Below are 16487 nucleotides of genomic sequence, written 5' to 3'. Positions count from 1 at the left end.
GTCATTCCGTCCCTCTCGAGGTGTTTCCGCAACGAAATCCGAAGCTGAAGGCTCCGCCACCCTTCGAATGCGTCAGTCTGGCGGTGCAGTGATGTACGCCACAACTGACAAGGATTCCGGCAATTCGGTGTGCGGCGCGACGCATTGTCGGGCGCGGGAGGTCGATGATCGTCTCCGTAACGGTCCGGATATGTCGTGGAAGCGTCCCCAGGGGTAGCGTCCGGCTCATGGACAGCGGTACGGGCGGTATGGACAGCGGCACGGGCGGTCCGGACGGCGGATTCGACACCCACGGCGCCGGAATCACCGTGCGGCGCGCGCTGGAGCTGCCCGGGCTGCGCAGCGGGCTGCCCGAGATCCTGGCGGGCGCCGACCGGCTGGGGCGGACCGTGCGCTGGGTGCACGCGGGCGAGGTGCCCCACATCGCGTCCCTGCTGAAGGGCGGGGAGCTGTTGCTGACCACGGGCTACGGCCTCGGCACCCGACCCGCCGACCAGCGCGCGTTCGTGCGAACCCTGGCCGAGCGCGGCATCGCGGCCCTCGTCGTCGAACTCGGCCCGCGCTTCACGCGCCTGCCCGCCGCGCTGGTCGACACGGCCCGTACGGCCGGCCTGCCGCTGGTCCAGCTGCACCGCGAGGTGCCCTTCGTGACGGTCACCGAGGAGATCCACACCGAGATCGTCAATGGCCACTACGCGCTGCTGCAACGGGCGGAGGAGGTGCACCGCCGATGCACGGAAGCACTGCTCGGCGGCGGCGGTGTGCCCCAGGTGCTGGTCATCCTGGCCGACTTCAGCGGCAACCCGGTCTTCCTGGAGACGACGGACGGACGGCTGCTGTACGCCGCCGGGGCCGGTCCCGAGGGCGCGGATCCGTTGCAGGTGTGGGAGGGGCTGCGGGGGCAGCACAAGGACGCGCCGCCGCCTACCGGGTCGGTGCTGGTGGATGTGCCGGGTGGCGGCCCCGGGCCGGGTTCGGTCAGGGCGCGGCTGGTTCTGCTCCCCGTGCGGGGCCTGCTCACGCCCGTCCACCGCATCGCCGCCGAGCGGGCCGCGGGCATCCTGGCCGTGGTGCTGATGCAGGCCCGGCAGGAGGAGGAGCTGGCGGCACGCGGACGCGGCGACTTCCTGACCGACCTCGCGGAGGGCCGCGTCTCCGCCGAGGACGCCCCGGCGCAGGCGCGCGTGCTGGGCTTCAAGCCGGGCAACAGCCCGCTGCTGCCGGTGGTGATGCGGCTCGGGGACGTGCTGTCCCCGGACGGGGGTGCCTCCCACGCGAGCGGCTTCGCGAGCGGGGGCGGCTGGGCGGTGCTGGCCCGCGCGGTCGGGGAGGAGCTGGCGTCCGTGGGAGTGCCGGTTCTGCTGGGCGTACGGCCGGTCGAGGGGCGCGTCCCGCTGCTGCTGGGCCTGCGTTCGGAGGCGGAGCGGTCGTCGGTCGCGGACCGGGTCGCGGCGGCGCTGCGGGCGGGCGTGGAGCGGGCCGGGATCCAGCGGCCCGGGGCACCGCCGCCGGTCGTGGTCGTCGGAGTGGCCGGCGGCTGGGCGGCGGCCTCGGCGGGCCTGCGGCACGCGGCGGAGACGGCGACTGCGGCACAGGGCCTGTCGGACCGCCCCTGGTACGACGCCCGCCGCCTGGACATCGACCTGCTGCTGTGGCGGCTGCGCGACCACCCCGACCTGGCGGCCTTCGTGGACCGCGCGATCGGCCCGCTCCGCGACCACGACAACCGTTCCAAACCGCCCCTGCTGCCCACGCTGGAGACGTACTTGGCGCACGCGGGCCGCAAGGCGGAGACGGCCCGTGAACTGCACCTCAACCGGCAGACCCTGTACAACCGCCTCGCCCGCATCGGCGAGTTGCTCGGCACCGACCTCGACGACCCGCAGACCGTGCTGGCGTTGAGCCTGGCGCTGCGGGCACGCAGGCACGTGCCGTAGGGCAGAACGACGGCGGAGGGGCGCCCGGATCAGGAGCCGGCTCAGATCATCGGCAGGGGCTGGGTCAACTCGTCGTAGACGCTGAGCACTTGGGCCACGGTCTCGTCCTCGGTCGGCCAGGTCGCCGCCTGCCGCACGCCCCGCTCCTTGAGCAGCTCCTGGCGCTCCGGATCACCCAGCAGCCCCACGACGGCGTCGGCGAGCGCCTTCGCGTTGCCGTAGGGGACGAGTTCGGCCGCGTCGCCGACGAGTTCCGCCATGCCTCCGACGTGGGTGGCGACGAGCGGCACGCGCGCGTGAAGGGCCTCCTGGGCGAGCACGGACCGCGACTCCCAACTGCTGGGCACGAGCGCGATGTCGGCGGCGGCCAGCAGTTCGGACACGTCGTCGCGCCGCCCGATGAGCCGCACGGGCAGCCCTTCGTCCTCGATCCGGCGCTGCAGATCGGCCCGCAGCGGCCCCTCCCCCGCGATCACGACCAACGGCACGGGATCGAGCCGCAGCCACGCGCGCGAGGCGTCCAGCAGCACGTCGTACCCGCGATGCGGCTCGAGCGAGCCGACGGCGATCAGCAACGGGCGTCCGGTGGAGCCGAGTTCGGCCCTGATCTTGGGCCGCAGCCGGTCGGTGTCGTCGTGCTCGGCGGCCCGGCGTCCCGTTCCGGGCAGGGCGACGGCGGCCAGGCGCGCGTCCCGCGCCCCGGTCCGGCGGGCCCGGTCCACGAGCGCCGAGGTGGTCCCGAGCACGACGGAGGCTGCCTTGACGACCCGCCGCTCCAGCAGCCGTACGAGATGGGCGCGGGCCCCCTCGGCATGCGCCCGGTCGTGCCAGGTGACGACGAGTGGAGTACGCCGCCCGCTGAGCGCCAGCACGGCACGGAAGGAGGCGTGCAGCCCGTGCGCGTGCACCAGGTCGGCGTCCGCGCACGCGGCCCGCAGGGCGGCCACGGAGCCGGGGTCGCTGCTGCGCGGAACGTGCACGTGCTCGGCCCCGGCGCCGGTGAAGTCGTAGCGGTGATCGGCCTCCACTGGGGCGCACACGGTGACCCGCACACCCCGTGCGACGAGCCCCGAGGCCAGCGAACGCACATGCGCGCTGCTGCCGGCGTTGCCGCCGCCCAGCACCTGCACGGTGCGCAGCGACGACTGGCCGTGCGGTGAGTGGCTGCTCACGGGGGTCACGTGGCCGGGGCTCCTGGTTGTGGGTGGGGCGGTCACGAAGAAAGTACAGAAGGATCGCGCGGAGGGGGTGTACCGCGAGGATCCCTGCGCATACGACGTGCTTACGCCAAGGATGCCAGGAGGCACCGTTGTTCCGGGAACGGCGGGAGCGCGGAGGGCAGGCAACACGGCGTACCGAGTCACCTGCACGAGTGAGTTGACGTCGGCCGGTGTGCCCGAACACGCGCGCGTGGCGCATGTCCCGACAACCGATCCGAACCCACGCGCAGCACCGCACCGGGCCGCACCGGGCCGCACCCCGGTGAGGCGCGACGTTTCACATCAGCGCGGGCCCAACGCCCGCGCCGCCTCGCTCACCTTGTCCCCGTACACCGCGGCGGCCACGAGGGCGGCGGCGTGCGCGGCCAGCCCGGCCCGGCTGTTCCCGGCAGCGACAGCGGCGCCCAGGGCCGCGCCCAGCGCGTGCGCGCCGGTGTCGCCGATCATCGCCCGCTCCCCGAGGTCGTCGGGCAGCACGGCCGCGGCGGCTCCCATGGCGCCGGCGGCGATCCCGGCGCCGGTCCCTTCGCGGAGCAGCCCCGGCACGCCCAGCGCGAGCACCGCCGCGGCGGCCCTGCCCGGGCGCACATCGACGAGGTTGACGAAGTGCGCGGCCCCGGCGATCACCACGCCCGCGAGCAGCTTGTCCACGGGCCGCTCCTTGAGGAACGCCCCCGCGGCGAGGCCGGCGGCGGACATCCCGAACAACTTGACCGCACCGCTGGTGACTTCGCCGTCCCGCAGGGCCGACAGATGCGCCCGGAACCCACGCCGGGGATCACCGGCCCCGACGACGTCGTCGTACGCCCCACAGGCTCCGGCGACGGCCACGGCGACCCCCGCGGCCGGCCGTATCCGCCCGGCACCGACCGTCGCCGCCAGCGCGGAGGCGGCACCGGCGTACAGCTCCACGGTCCGTCCCGCGTAGTTCTTCCGCTCCCAACGGCCGCGGCCGCCGGGGGCCTTGGCGCGCAGGACGGCGACCGTGACGCGGGTGAGGGCGGCGGAGAGGCCGAAGGCGGTGGTCCTGGGGGCACGTTCGATCATTCGGCCACCTTACGAGCCGCCACTGACAATCCCGGCCACAGCCGCCACCCGGTCCGCCGCACCGCCCTCGCGCGAGGAAGCCCAGCGCCGGCCCGGCTACACGTCCGCCCGCGCCGTCGCCAGCAGTTCCTCGGCGTGGGCCCGCGCGGTCTCCGAGTCCTCCTGCCCCGCGAGCATCCGGGACAGTTCCCGGATCCGCTCCTCGCCTTCGAGGACCTTCACACCGGACCGGGTGACCGACCCGTCGTTGGTCTTCTCGACGAGCAGCTGCCGATCGGCGAACGCGGCGACCTGCGGAAGGTGCGTGACCACCACGACCTGCGCGGACTTCGCCAGCCGCGCCAGCCGCCGCCCGATCTCAACGGCCGCCTTGCCGCCCACACCGGCGTCGACCTCGTCGAAGAGATACGTCGGCACGGGATCCGTCCCCGCGAACACGACCTCCACGGCGAGCATCACGCGCGAGAGCTCACCACCGGACGCGCCCTTGGCGATGGGCCGCGGCGGCGCCCCCGGGTGCGGCGCGAGCAGCAGCTCGACCTCGTCCACACCCGACGGCCCGTACGCGACCGTACGCCCGCCGACCTCGACCCCCTCCGGGTCCTCGGTCTGCCGGATGGCGAAGGACACGCGCGCGTGCGGCATGGCGAGCGAGGCCAGCTCGGCGGTCACGGCGGCGGCGAACCGCTCGGCGGCCTCCGCCCGCGCGTCGGTCAGCGCCTGCGCCAGCCCGCCGAGCTCGCTTCGCAGCGCGTCCCGCTCGGCGGTCAGCTCCTCGATCCGCTCGTCGTCGCTGTCCAGTTCGGTGAGTCGCGCGGCACTGCTCTCGGCCCAGGCCAGCACCGAGGCGACGTCCTCGCCGTACTTCCGCGTCAGCGCGCCGAGCGCGGCCCGGCGCTCCTCGACGGCCGACAGCCGCAGCGGGTCGGCGTCCAGGTCGTCGGCGTATCCCGCCAACTCCCCCGCCACATCGCCCAGCAGGATCCCGATCTCCCCGATCCGGTCGGCCAGCGCGGCCAGCGCCGGATCGTGCGACCGCACGGCGTCCAGGGCCCGCTGAGCGCCCGCGACGAGCGTGGCGGCGTCGATGCCCTCGGGATCCTCCGGATTGCCGGCGAGGGCGGCGTGAGCGGCCGTCGCAGCGGACGACAAGGCCTCCGCGTGCCCCAGCCGCTCCGCCTCCTCCGCCAGCTCGACATCCTCACCGGCACGCGGCTCCACGCCCGCGATCTCGTCGAGCCCGTACCGCAGCATGTCGGCTTCCTGGGCCCGCTCACGCGCGCGTGTGACGATCTCCTCCAGCTCCACCGCCACGGCCCGCAGCCGCCGGTAGGCCTCGCCGTACTTGGCCAACGGCCCGGCGACCGCGTCACCGGCGTACCGGTCGAGCGCCTGGCGCTGCCGGGACAGCTTCAGCAGCCCCTGCTGGTCGGTCTGCCCGTGCACGGCCACGAGGTCGTCGGCGAGGTCGGCCAGCAGCCCCACGGGCACACTGCGCCCGCCCACATGCGCCCGCGACCGCCCCTCGGCGGAAACGGTACGGCTGATCAGCAGCGCCCCGTCGTCGAGCTCGGCCCCGGCCTCCTCGGCGCGCACGACGGCCGACGCACCCGCGTCGACGGTGATCCGCCCCTCCACGACCGCCTTGTCGGCCCCGATCCGCACGAGCGCCGGGTCGGCACGCCCACCCAGCAACAGCCCGAGGCTGGTGACCACCATGGTCTTGCCCGCACCCGTCTCACCGGTGACGGCGGTGAACCCCGGCGACAGCTCGACGACAGCGTCGTCGATGACTCCGAGCGACCGTATCCGCATCTCCTCCAACACGGACACGACCTTACGAGGTCGGGGGCGGGGAGTGCGACGGCCCCCGGGTGCATGGTGTGAAGGTGCAGGTGACGAATGTGTACCGACGGCGCATTGTCACCCGGGCGAGTGTCACGCCCTCAGGGGCGCGGGGCTGTATCGATGTGCGGCTCCGCCGCGTGGGCGCGAGCAACCACAGAGAACCCGCAGCCGCCCGCGCTCCGGAACCACCCCCCACAGACCGCTTAGTGAGGCGCCCCCCGCCACCCGGAAACGGGCAACGCAAACTTCGCAACCAGCCGGTCGGTGAACGACGCATGGTGCAGCCGAGCCAACCGCACCGGCACAGCCCCCCGCCGCACCTCGACCCGCGCCCCCGGCGGCAACTCAACGGTCCGCCGCCCGTCACACCACAGCACACCCGGCGGAATATGCGGCAGAACCTCAACGGCGAGCACGGAATCCGGCGAAGTGACCAACGGCTTCGCGAACAGCGCGTGCGCACTGATCGGCACCATCAACAACGCCTCGACCTCAGGCCACACCACCGGCCCACCCGCGGAAAAGGCATAGGCGGTGGACCCGGTCGGCGTGGACAACACGATGCCGTCGCACCCGAACCCCGTAACCGGCCGCCCGTCGATCTCCAGCACGACCTCGAGCAGCTTCTCGGCGCCCGCCTTCTGCACGGCGGCCTCGTTCAGCGCCCAGTCCGTGTGCACGACGTTGCCGTTCTGATGCACGACGACGTCGACGGTCATCCGCTCCTCGACCTCGTACGCCTTGGTCACGACCCGGTCGACAACCTTGTCGAGATCGTCCCGCTCGGCCTCCGCGAGGAACCCGACCCGCCCGAGGTTGACGCCCAGCATCGGCACCCCGGACGCCCGGGCGAACTCGGCACCGCGCAGCAGCGTTCCGTCACCGCCGAGCACGATGAGCAGCTCGCAGCCGTCGAGGCACTGCGGAGTCGCTTCCTTGACGAGTTCCACCTCGCCCGGTAGCGGCAGGTCGGCGGCCTCGTACTCCAGGACGCGCACACCGATGCCCTCCCGCAGCAGCCCCTTCACCACAAGTTCCGCGCTGCGAATGGCGGCGGGCCGCCCCGTGTGGGCCAGCAGGAAAACAGTACGAGCTCGGTTCTGCATCAACGAGGCCCCTCCGCCACTGCACGGTCAACGTCGGCCGGGTCCGGAGCGGGCGCCCCGGCACGCAGCCACAGAAAGTACTCGACGTTCCCGGACGGCCCGGGCAACGGACTGGCCGTGACGCCCTTGACCCCGAGCCCGAGTCCCCACGCCTTCTCGGCCACGCCGCGCACGGCCTCGGCCCGCAGCTGAGGGCTGCGGACGACCCCGCCGCTCCCCAGCCGTTCCTTCCCCACCTCGAACTGCGGCTTGACCATCATCACCAGATCGGCGTCCGGCTTCACGCACCGCACCAGGGCGGGCAGCACCAGGCCGAGCGGGATGAAGGACAGATCCCCCACGACAAGATCCACTGGTTCCCCATCGATCGCTTCGAGCGTCAACTCGCGTACGTTCGTACGGTCCTTGACGGTGACGCGTTCATCACTCTGGAGAGTCCAGGCGAGTTGTCCGTATCCGACGTCGACGGCGACGACGTGCGCGGCTCCGGATCGCAGCAGGACGTCGGTGAACCCACCCGTCGACGCGCCGGCGTCCAGTGCCCTCCGCCCCTCGACGACGAGCCCCTCAGGCACGAACACCTTCAACGCACCCGCGAGCTTGTGCCCGCCCCGGGACACGTAGTCGGGTTCGCTGTCATCGGCCGAGACGACGATGGCGGCCGCGGTCTCGACCTGCGTGGCGGGTTTGGTCGCGACGGTCTTGCCGACGGTGACCCGCCCGGCCGCGATCAGCTGGCTGGCGTGCTCACGCGAGCGCGCGAGCTTCCGGCGGACCAGCTCCGCGTCCAGACGGCGACGTGCGACTCCTGCCACTTTCGGTTCAGCTCCTGTTCCCGTACAGACTAGAAGGTGTGGCCCGAAGGGCCTCGTTGAGGGGTGGTGGTCGGGTGACGGGCGGGCGGGGGCGCCGGCGGTCCCGGGCGGGCGTCGAGCGCGGTGAGCGCGTCACGCAGCCCCCGGTGTACATCCTCGTACACCTCGAGGTGCCCGTCGGTGGCGAGGTGGTCGGCGTCGCCGAGCCGCTCCAGCTGGGCGTCGACGTCGGCGTTGCCGGTGGGGGTACGCGGGACGCTCAGCGGGGCGGGAGCGGCGGGGTCGTACTCGGGTTCGCCCGCGAGCCCTGCCGGCGCCCCGGCCTCGACCGCGGCCGCCACCCCGGCCTCCTCCGGGATCTCCGTCTCCGGAACTGTGTCGCTCATGCCCAGACGCTACCCCGAACCGCTGGGGTACCGTCGATCGCGATGGCCACGATCGAGGAGTGCCGCGCCGCACTCGAAAAGCTCTCGGACAACATGCAGCGTGCCGAAGGGGACGTCCGCGCGGCCGCGGCCCTCGACCGCTCGGTGAGCTGCCACATCACCGACCTGGACGTCACGTTCGCCGGCCGCATGGCGGGCGGCCGGATCCATGTCCAGGACACGCTCCAGGGCCCGCCCCGCGAAAAGGCCCAGATCAGACTGAGCATGGCCGGCGACGACCTGGTCGCCCTGGTCGACGGCGAACTGCACTTCGCCAAGGCCTGGGGCTCGGGCCGCGTGAAACTGCACGCGGGCGTACGCGACTTGCTGCTCCTCAGGAAACTTCTCTAGCCCGCTCCTCAGAGGCTCCCTGCTGGGCCCGCAATTCAGGACACTTCCGTGGCCGCGACCTTCGTGACGTCGGCCTTGTCGGACTTGTCGGCCCTGTCCACCTTGCCCTCGACACGCGCCTTCCGCGCCGCAGGCACCACCAGCGGCGTCCCCGTCTCCGGGTCGTCGATGACCTGGCAGCGCAGCCCGAAGACCTCCTCGACCAGCTCGGCCGTGACGATGTCGTTCGGCGCGCCCTCGGCGATGATCTTCCCGCCGCGCAGCGCGATCAGGTGCGTGGCGTACCGGGCGGCGTGGTTGAGGTCGTGCAGTACGGCGACCAGCGTCCGCCCCTGCTCCTCGTGCAGTTCGGCGCACAGGTCGAGGACGTCGATCTGGTGCTGGATGTCGAGGTAGGTCGTCGGCTCGTCGAGGAGCAGCAACGGCGTCTGCTGGGCGAGCGCCATGGCGATCCACACCCGCTGCCGCTGGCCACCCGACAATTCGTCGACATAGCGATCGGCCAGCTCGGCGACCCCGGTCTGCTCCATCGACTCCTGTACGACCCGCTCGTCCTCGGTCGACCACTGGCGCAGGATCCCCTGGTGCGGATACCGGCCGCGGCCCACCAGGTCGGCAACCGTGATCCCGTCGGGCGCGATCGACGACTGCGGCAGCAGCCCCAGCGTGCGCGCCACCTTCTTCGCCGGCATCGACTGGATGACCTGCCCGTCCAGCAGCACCCGGCCCTGGCTGGGCTTGAGCATCCGCGACAGCGCCCGCAGCAGCGTGGACTTGCCGCACGCGTTCGGGCCGACGATCACGGTGAAGGAGTTGTCGGGTATCTCCACCGACAGCTGCTCGGCGATGACCCGCTGGTCGTAGGCGAGGGTGACGTTGTCGGCGGACAGGCGGTTCACAGTGCTCCTTCGGTTGTTCAGCCCGTTGTTCGGCCCGCTGCTGAGGCTCTCGCTGCTGTTGCTGCCGGCGGCGCTCATATCCGGCCCGCCTTGCGCTCGGTGACCAGCAGCCAGAGCAGGTACACACCGCCCAGGACACCCGTGACCACGCCCACGGGCAGTTGGTCCGCGCCGAAGACCCGCTGGGAGATCCAGTCGGCGGCGACGAGCAGCGCGGCGCCCATGCACAGGGAGGGCAGCAGGTTCGGCCCGGGCATGGGGGCACCTCCCGCGCCCTTAAGGCAGCGGGGGAGGGTTAGGCGCCGGGCGAGCTGCGGGGCGGTGAGCGCCACGAAGCTGACGGGGCCGGCGGCGGCGGTGGCGGCAGCGGTGAGCAGCACGGCGGCCAGCATCAGCAGCATCCGTACCCGCTCGACGCGCACTCCGAGGGCGTACGAGACGTCGTCGCCCATCTCCATCATCCGCAGCGCCCGCGCGTTGCCGAGGACGAGGGGTACGAGGACGGCGCACAGCGCGAGCAGCGGCCAGACCTGGGCCCAGTCACGGCCACTGAGGGATCCGGTCATCCACACGACCGCACGGGCCGCGTCGACCAGGTCCGCCTTGGTCAGCAGATAGCCGTTGACCGCCGTCATGATCGCGGACATGCCGATACCGACCAGGACCAGTCGATAACCGTGCACACCCCGCTTCCAGGCGAGCAGATAGATGGCGAGCCCGGTCGCGAGGCCGCCCACGAGCGCGCCGACGGTGACCTGGCCGGCGCTCCCGGAGAACAGCACGATCACCACGAGCGCCCCGGCCGTGGACCCCTGCCCGAGACCGAGGATGTCCGGGCTGCCCAGCGGGTTGCGGGACAGCGCCTGGAACAGCGCGCCGCCGAGACCCAGCGAGGCGCCGACGAGGAGCCCGACCAGGACCCGCGGCAGCCGCAGCTCGTTGACGATGAACTCCTGCCCCGCGTTGCCGTCGCCGACCAGCGTCCTCAGTACGTCACCCGCGGCGATCGGGAAGTCTCCCGTGCCGATCAGCAGGACGCTCGCGGCAAGCGCGGCGACGAGCAACAGGACGACGACGGCCAGCGCCCGGACGTCCAGCCGGACGGAGAGCCCGCCCGGAGTCCGCAAGGCACGGGTGGCACGGCTGATCTTCGCGGAGGCCTCGTCCGCCGCCTTCGCTTCGCTCCTCGACGCGTTCTTCGCATCGCTCTTCACTGCGGTCCTCACAGCTGCGCCGTCCTCCGCCGTCGTACGAGAAAGATGAAGACCGGTCCCCCGAGGATCGCGGTGACGATGCCGACCTGGAGCTCGGAAGGGCGGGCGACGATCCGGCCGAGGACGTCGGCGCCGAGCAGCAGCACGGGCGACAGGACGGCCGCGTACGGCAGGATCCAGCGCAGGTCGGGCCCGGTGAAGGACCGTACGACGTGCGGCACCATCAGGCCGACGAACACGATCGGCCCACAGGCGGCGGTCGCCGCCCCGCACAGCACGGTCGCGGCGAGCATCGACAGCACCCGGGTGCGGTTCAGGTGGGCACCGAGGGCCTTGGCCGTGTCGTCGCCCATCTCCATGGCGTTCAGCGGCCGGGCGAGGGCGAGTGCCAGGACGGTGCCCGCGAGGAGGAACGGCAGGACCTGGGTGATGGTCGCGTCGGTCGCCGAGGACAGTGAACCGACCGTCCAGAAGCGCATCTTGTTGAGCGCCGCGTCATCCATGATCATCACGGCCTGGAGATAGCCGTAGAGCGCGGCGCTGATCGCCGTACCCGCCAGTGCAAGCCGCACCGGTGTGGCACCCCGGCTGCCGCCCAGGAACCAGACCATCGCCCCGACCGCGGCCGCGCCGAAGAAGGCGAACCAGACATAGCTGCTCAGGCTTGTGACGCCGAAGAAGGTGATGGCGGTGACGACGGCGGCGGACGCGCCCGCGTTGATCCCGAGCAGGCCGGGATCGGCGAGCGGGTTGCGGGTGAGTGCCTGCAGCACAGCCCCGGCGAGGCCGAGGGCGGCGCCGACGAGCAGCCCCAGGACGGTGCGCGAGATCCGGTCGTCGACCACGACGTCGCCGTAGGTCCCGGAGGCCTCGAACAAGCCGTGCCAGACCTCACCGATGGACAGCTGTTTCGCCCCGATCGCGATACTCGCCAACGCGACGACCACCAGGATCAGGACAGAGACGAGCAGCCCAACGGCTCGTATCGCCCGTCGGGTTGGGGGCGCGGACACGGACTCCGCGCGCTGTTCGGGAGGACTGTCGACCAACACGCAGTTAGGTTAGCCTACCCTCCCATTCAGCCACGATCCCGCTGCATGCCCCCGGTCAGCCGCACCCCAAAGCCGTACGACCGCTCCACAGCGGTACGACCACTCCGGAGCCGTACGACCGCTCCACAGCCGTACAGCGGCTCACAACCCCAGCCGGGCCAGTGCCTTCTCCGCGTCCAGCGCGCAAGTGCCCGCCCCGGCCACGGTCCAGGCAGCCGCACAGAGCGCTCGCAGCCCCTCCAAAGCCGCACCGTCCCCGTCGAGTTCCAGCCGCTCGGCCCCGGCGGTCGCAGTCCAGCCACCGCACCGGAAGCCACCCCCGTCCTGGACCACCTCGGGCTGCCCGGTGAGCAACCCCCGCAGATCGGCGTCCACATACGTCGGCCGGTGCTGCGGCGGCGCGGCCAGCAACTGCGCGCCGTCGGTCACCCCGGTCAGCACGAGCAGCGAGTCGACATCACCGTTGAATGCGCCCTCGATGTCGGTGTCCAGCCGGTCCCCGACCACCAGCGGACGCTCGGCGCCGGTCCGCAGGATCGTCTCCCGGTGCATGGGAGGCAACGGCTTGCCCGCTACCTGCGGCTCGGCGCCGGTGGCTATCCGTACGACCTCCACGGCGGCCCCGTTGCCCGGCCCGATCCCTCGTGCGCCGGGAATCGTCAGGTCGGTGTTGGAGGCGAACCACGGCACCCCGCGCGCGATGGCGTAGCACGCCTCCGCGAACCGCCCCCACGCCAGCTCGGGCCCGCCGTACCCCTGCACGACCGCCGCCGGATCGTCGTCCGCCGACTCCACCGGCTCCAGCCCGCGCTCCCGCAACGCCACCCGCAGCCCCTCCCCACCGATCACGAGCACCCGGGCGCCGGCCGGCACCTGCTCACTGATCAGCCGCGCGGCCGCCTGCGCCGAGGTGATCACGTCGTCCGCCCCTGTCGGTATGCCCAGCGCGGTCAGATGCGCCGCCACGACGTCGGGAGTCCTCAGCGCGTTGTTGGTGACGTACGCGAGATGCATCCCGCCCGCACGGGCCGCGGCCAGCGACTCCACGGCGTGCCCGATCGCGTTGCCTCCCGCGTACACCACACCGTCGAGGTCGAGCAGCGCGGTGTCGTACGCCTCGCTCAGGGCCTGGCCACTGCCCTCGGGCCTCGTCCTGACGCTCTGGCTCATTCCGCATCGCTCCTCGTTCGACGGCTTTCCCCCGATCATCCCCCATGCCACTGACACCCGTACGATGCCTGGATGAACTCAGCAGGTCACCCGGAAACAACGGCGCGCCGAGGCCTCGAACTGACCCCGTTCCGAGGTCTTCGCTACGACCCCGACCGGGTCGGCAGCCTGGCGGCCGTGACTTCACCGCCGTACGACGTCGTGGTCCGCCCCGACGGCCTGCTCCATCTCGAGTCGGCCGACCCGCACAACATCGTCCGCCTGATCCTCCCCCAGGCCGACACCCCCGGCGCCCGCAACGAACAGGCGGCCAAGACCCTCCGCCGCTGGCTGTCCGAGGGCGTCCTCACCGCCGACCCGGAACCCGGTCTCTACGTCTACGAACAGCACGACGGCGACGGCATGGTCCAGCGCGGCATCATCGGCGCCCTGCGGGTCTCGGAGCCGTCGGAGGGCCTGGTCCTGCCCCACGAGGACGTCATGCCGCACGTTGTCGCCGACCGCGCGGCCCTGATGCGCGCCACATCGGCGAACCTCGAACCCCTGCTCCTGACCTACCGCGGCAACGGCACGGCGGCCGACACGACCGCCGTCATCGAGCGCACGGTCGAACGCCCCCCGCTCCTCGCGACCACCACGGAGGACGGCTTCAGCCACCGCCTGTGGTCGATCACGGACCCCACGGACCTGTCCCGCATCCAGTCGGACCTGACCCGCCACCAGGCCCTGATCGCCGACGGCCACCACCGCTGGGCGACATACCGCCGTCTACGCGCGGAGCACCCCTCCCCCAGCGCCTGGGACTACGGCCTCGTCCTCCTGGTCGACACGGCCCGCTACCCCCTCCGCGTCCGCGCCATCCACCGCCTCCTGCACGGCCTGCCCGTACCCGACGCCCTGGCCGCCCTCGACGGCCTGTTCCGCGTACGCCGCCTCGAAGTCCCGCTGCCCGAGGCCCTGGAGTCCCTGGCCGACGCTGCCTGCGAGGGCAACGCCTACCTCCTCGCCGGAGACGGCGCCTTCCACCTCGTCGACCAACCCGACCCGGCCCTCCTCGCCCGCACGGTCCCCGCCGAACACCCCGACGCCTGGCGCACCCTGGACGCGACGGTCCTGCACGCCACCCTGCTCGCCCACGTCTGGCACATCCCCGAGGACGACCCCACCCGCATCGCCTACATCCACGACACCGCCGCCACCGTCAGAAAGGCGGAACGCGACGGCGGTACGGCCGTCCTGATGCACCCGGTCCGCGAGGACGTCGTACGCGACCTCGCCCGCCAGGGCGTCACGATGCCCCGCAAGTCGACGTCGTTCGGCCCGAAACCGGCCTCGGGCCTGGTGCTGCGCGCGCTGGACCTGTGAACGCCGAAGGGCGGGACCCCGACCCGCGGTCCCGCCCTTCACCTCACGCGCAGCTCACTCCTTGCCGCCCTCTTCGGGGTCGACCGGAGCCTGCTCCTCACCGCTGCCGTCGTTGTCGTCCTCGCCCTCGTTCTCGTCGAGGGCGTCGACGAAGTCGACACCGTCCAGCTCGGCGAGCCGGTCCGAGGCGTCCGTGCTGCCGTCCTTGTCGGCCTCGACGGCCTTGGCGAACCACTCCCGCGCCTCACCCTGCCGCCCGGCGGCCAGCAGCGCGTCCGCGTACGCGTACCGCAGCCGCGCGGTCCACGGCTGTACGGCGTTGGAGGCCAACTCGGGGCTCTGCAGCGTCACGATGGCCGCGTCCAGCTGCCCCATGTCACGCCGGGCGCCGGCCGCGACGAGCCGCATCTCGACCTGCCCGGCCTTGTCCAGCTTGTGCACCTCGGCCGCGCCGGCCATGTCCAGCGCCTTCTCCGGCCGCCCGAGCCCACGCTCGCAGTCGGCCATGAGCGGCCACAGCTCCACGTTCCCGGTCATCCGCCGCGCGGCCCGGAACTCGGCGAGCGCCTCGGCGTACTTCTGGTTCGCGTACGCCGCGAACCCGGCCGCCTCCCGCACGGCAGCCACGCGCGACGCCAGCCGCAGCGCGACCTTGGAGTATCCGTAAGCGCCCTCGGGATCCTCATCGATGAGCCGCGCGACCATCACCAGGTTCTTGGCGACATCCTCGGCGAGCGTCTTCGGCAGACTCTGCAGCTCCTGCCGTACGTCCTTGTCGATCTCGTCGCCCGTGACGTCCTCGGGGATCGGCAGCCGCTTGATCGGCTCGCGGTCCCCACGGTCCCGATCCCGCTCTTCACGGAACCGGCCACCGCCACGCCGGTCATCCCGACGGTCGTCCCGCCCACGGAACCCTCCGGGACGCCCACCTCGGTCGTCACGACGAGGCCCACGACCGCCACGGTCATCGCGCCCACGGAACCCGCCACGGTCACCGCGGCTGTCGTCCCGCCGGAACCCACCCCGGTCATCACCACGACGCTCATCACGACGCTCGTCACGACGGTCATCACGCCGGAAACCGCCCCGGTCGTCACGGCGGTCGTCCCCACGACGGTCGTCACGGCGGAAACCACGGTCACGGTCGTCGCCACGGAAACCACGGTCCCGGTCATCCCGGCGGAAGCCACCGCGGTCATCACCACGACGCTCATCACGGCGATCATCCCGACGGTCGTCACGCCGGTCATCACGCCGACCGTAGCCACCGCCCCGGTTGTCGTCACGCCGGTCATCACGCCGACCGTAGCCACCGCCCCGGCTGTCATCCCGCCGGAACCCACCCCGGTCATCACCACGACGGTCGTCACGCCGCTCATCGCGGCGGAAGCCACCACGCTCGTCGTCGCGACGCGCCCCACGGTCGTCGCGACGGAAGGACGGTCGATCGCCTTCACGACGGTAGCCACGGTCGCGATCGTCCCGACGCGGCCCACCGGAACGGTCGTCCCTACGGAACGGCGGACGCGGACCACGATCGCCTTCACGCCGGTCATCGCGCCGACCGTAGCCACTGCCCCGGCTGTCATCCCGCCGGAACCCACCCCGGTCATCACCACGACGCTCATCACGACGGTCGTCACGGCGATCATCCCGACGGTCGTCACGCCGGTCATCACGCCGGTCATCACGGCGGAACCCACCGCGGTCGCCGCCCCGGTCGTCACCCCGGCGATCGTCACGACGCCCGTAACCACCACGGTCGTTGTCACGACGGAAGCCGCCACGGTCACCACTGTCCCGTCGCCGCTGATCGCGCTCCGGTCGGTCGTCGGGAGAGTTGGTGGACATCGGTGACTCCTGTCTTCGGTACCGCAAGCATTGTAAAAACAAAAGGACCCCTGGTCCCAGCTGAACGCTGGTGACCAGGGGTCCTCCAAAGATTGTTCGGCGGCGTCCTACTCTCCCACAGGGTCCCCCCTGCAGTACCATCGGCGCTGTAAGGCTTAGCTTCCGGGTTCGGAATGTAACCGGGCGT

At 72.2% G+C, this 16487-nt stretch carries 15 protein-coding genes and 1 rRNA gene; 3 read left to right on the top strand and 13 right to left on the bottom strand.

What is annotated here, in order from left to right; genetic code table 11:
- The first annotated feature begins 248 nt into the window (after window positions 1-248).
- Window positions 249-1937 (top strand): PucR family transcriptional regulator, encoded by a 1689-nt coding sequence (locus ACIBAG_RS44525; RefSeq protein ID WP_399113773.1) that lies wholly within the window; start codon window positions 249-251, stop codon window positions 1935-1937.
- Window positions 1938-1978: 41 nt separating this feature from the next.
- Here ACIBAG_RS44525 and ACIBAG_RS44520 read toward each other — a convergent pair whose 3' ends face one another.
- From ACIBAG_RS44520 to ACIBAG_RS44495, 6 genes are all read right to left on the bottom strand, one after another.
- Entirely contained in the window at window positions 1979-3118 is a 1140-nt protein-coding gene (locus ACIBAG_RS44520) for a glycosyltransferase family 4 protein (protein WP_399113706.1), read from the bottom strand.
- Window positions 3119-3439: 321 nt separating this feature from the next.
- The gene (locus ACIBAG_RS44515) at window positions 3440-4204 is read right to left on the bottom strand and encodes a hypothetical protein (RefSeq protein WP_399113705.1); all 765 of its coding nucleotides are present in this window, start codon (window positions 4202-4204) and stop codon (window positions 3440-3442) included.
- Between the two features lie 96 nt (window positions 4205-4300).
- Entirely contained in the window at window positions 4301-6019 is a 1719-nt protein-coding gene (gene recN, locus ACIBAG_RS44510) for a DNA repair protein RecN (RefSeq protein WP_399113771.1), read from the bottom strand.
- Window positions 6020-6255: 236 nt separating this feature from the next.
- The gene (locus ACIBAG_RS44505) at window positions 6256-7161 is read right to left on the bottom strand and encodes an NAD kinase (RefSeq protein WP_399113704.1); all 906 of its coding nucleotides are present in this window, start codon (window positions 7159-7161) and stop codon (window positions 6256-6258) included.
- Window positions 7158-7973, bottom strand: coding sequence for a TlyA family RNA methyltransferase (locus ACIBAG_RS44500; RefSeq protein WP_399113702.1), 816 nt, complete (start codon window positions 7971-7973; stop codon window positions 7158-7160). Before ACIBAG_RS44500 ends, ACIBAG_RS44505 begins: the two co-directional genes overlap by 4 nt.
- A gap of 29 nt (window positions 7974-8002) precedes the next feature.
- Window positions 8003-8359 (bottom strand): hypothetical protein, encoded by a 357-nt coding sequence (locus tag ACIBAG_RS44495; RefSeq protein ID WP_399113700.1) that lies wholly within the window; start codon window positions 8357-8359, stop codon window positions 8003-8005.
- Window positions 8360-8401: 42 nt separating this feature from the next.
- Here ACIBAG_RS44495 and ACIBAG_RS44490 point away from each other — a divergent pair, with 42 nt between their 5' ends.
- Window positions 8402-8749, top strand: a complete 348-nt coding sequence (locus tag ACIBAG_RS44490) for a sterol-binding protein (RefSeq protein WP_399113698.1) — start codon at window positions 8402-8404, stop codon at window positions 8747-8749.
- A gap of 35 nt (window positions 8750-8784) precedes the next feature.
- On the opposite strand, the gene ACIBAG_RS44485 is transcribed toward ACIBAG_RS44490, so the two are convergent.
- The 4 genes from ACIBAG_RS44485 to ACIBAG_RS44470 form a co-directional block, all read right to left on the bottom strand.
- Complete coding sequence (locus tag ACIBAG_RS44485; RefSeq protein ID WP_399113697.1) at window positions 8785-9726, bottom strand: ABC transporter ATP-binding protein; 942 nt, start codon at window positions 9724-9726, stop codon at window positions 8785-8787.
- On the bottom strand, window positions 9723-10796 hold the full coding sequence (locus tag ACIBAG_RS44480) for a FecCD family ABC transporter permease (RefSeq protein WP_399113770.1): 1074 nt from the start codon (window positions 10794-10796) through the stop codon (window positions 9723-9725). Before ACIBAG_RS44480 ends, ACIBAG_RS44485 begins: the two co-directional genes overlap by 4 nt.
- A 74-nt stretch (window positions 10797-10870) precedes the next feature.
- Window positions 10871-11914, bottom strand: coding sequence for a FecCD family ABC transporter permease (locus ACIBAG_RS44475; protein WP_399113696.1), 1044 nt, complete (start codon window positions 11912-11914; stop codon window positions 10871-10873).
- A gap of 141 nt (window positions 11915-12055) precedes the next feature.
- The gene (locus tag ACIBAG_RS44470) at window positions 12056-13084 is read right to left on the bottom strand and encodes an HAD hydrolase-like protein (protein ID WP_399113695.1); all 1029 of its coding nucleotides are present in this window, start codon (window positions 13082-13084) and stop codon (window positions 12056-12058) included.
- Between the two features lie 72 nt (window positions 13085-13156).
- On the opposite strand from ACIBAG_RS44470, the gene ACIBAG_RS44465 reads away from it, so the two are divergent.
- Window positions 13157-14449, top strand: coding sequence for a DUF1015 domain-containing protein (locus tag ACIBAG_RS44465; protein WP_399113693.1), 1293 nt, complete (start codon window positions 13157-13159; stop codon window positions 14447-14449).
- A 54-nt stretch (window positions 14450-14503) separates the two neighbouring features.
- On the opposite strand, the gene ACIBAG_RS44460 is transcribed toward ACIBAG_RS44465, so the two are convergent.
- The 3 genes from ACIBAG_RS44460 to rrf all read right to left on the bottom strand — a co-directional run.
- Window positions 14504-15154 (bottom strand): hypothetical protein, encoded by a 651-nt coding sequence (locus ACIBAG_RS44460; RefSeq protein WP_399113692.1) that lies wholly within the window; start codon window positions 15152-15154, stop codon window positions 14504-14506.
- Window positions 15154-16389, bottom strand: a complete 1236-nt coding sequence (locus ACIBAG_RS44455; protein ID WP_399113690.1) for a hypothetical protein — start codon at window positions 16387-16389, stop codon at window positions 15154-15156. Before ACIBAG_RS44455 ends, ACIBAG_RS44460 begins: the two co-directional genes overlap by 1 nt.
- A gap of 5 nt (window positions 16390-16394) precedes the next feature.
- Window positions 16395-16487 (bottom strand): 5S ribosomal RNA (gene rrf, locus ACIBAG_RS44450); the annotation flags it as partial.

Source organism: Streptomyces sp. NPDC051243 (assembly GCF_044455405.1).
Lineage (GTDB): Bacteria > Actinomycetota > Actinomycetes > Streptomycetales > Streptomycetaceae > Streptomyces.
Note: the sequence above shows the minus strand (reverse complement) of the source record. Positions and strands in the feature narration are given on the sequence as shown.

Bases quoted from the DNA above. Each gene is read 5' to 3' on its own strand.
- ACIBAG_RS44465 (WP_399113693.1), top strand. From the start codon at position 13,157: ATGAACTCAGCAGGTCACCCGGAAACAACGGCGCGCCGAGGCCTCGAA.
- ACIBAG_RS44460 (WP_399113692.1), bottom strand. From the start codon at position 15,154: ATGGTCGCGCGGCTCATCGATGAGGATCCCGAGGGCGCTTACGGATAC.
- ACIBAG_RS44490 (WP_399113698.1), top strand. From the start codon at position 8,402: ATGGCCACGATCGAGGAGTGCCGCGCCGCACTCGAAAAGCTCTCGGAC.
- recN (WP_399113771.1), bottom strand. From the start codon at position 6,019: ATGCGGATACGGTCGCTCGGAGTCATCGACGACGCTGTCGTCGAGCTG.
- ACIBAG_RS44525 (WP_399113773.1), top strand. From the start codon at position 249: ATGGACAGCGGCACGGGCGGTCCGGACGGCGGATTCGACACCCACGGC.
- ACIBAG_RS44485 (WP_399113697.1), bottom strand. From the start codon at position 9,726: ATGAGCGCCGCCGGCAGCAACAGCAGCGAGAGCCTCAGCAGCGGGCCG.
- ACIBAG_RS44495 (WP_399113700.1), bottom strand. From the start codon at position 8,359: ATGAGCGACACAGTTCCGGAGACGGAGATCCCGGAGGAGGCCGGGGTG.
- ACIBAG_RS44470 (WP_399113695.1), bottom strand. From the start codon at position 13,084: ATGAGCCAGAGCGTCAGGACGAGGCCCGAGGGCAGTGGCCAGGCCCTG.
- ACIBAG_RS44515 (WP_399113705.1), bottom strand. From the start codon at position 4,204: ATGATCGAACGTGCCCCCAGGACCACCGCCTTCGGCCTCTCCGCCGCC.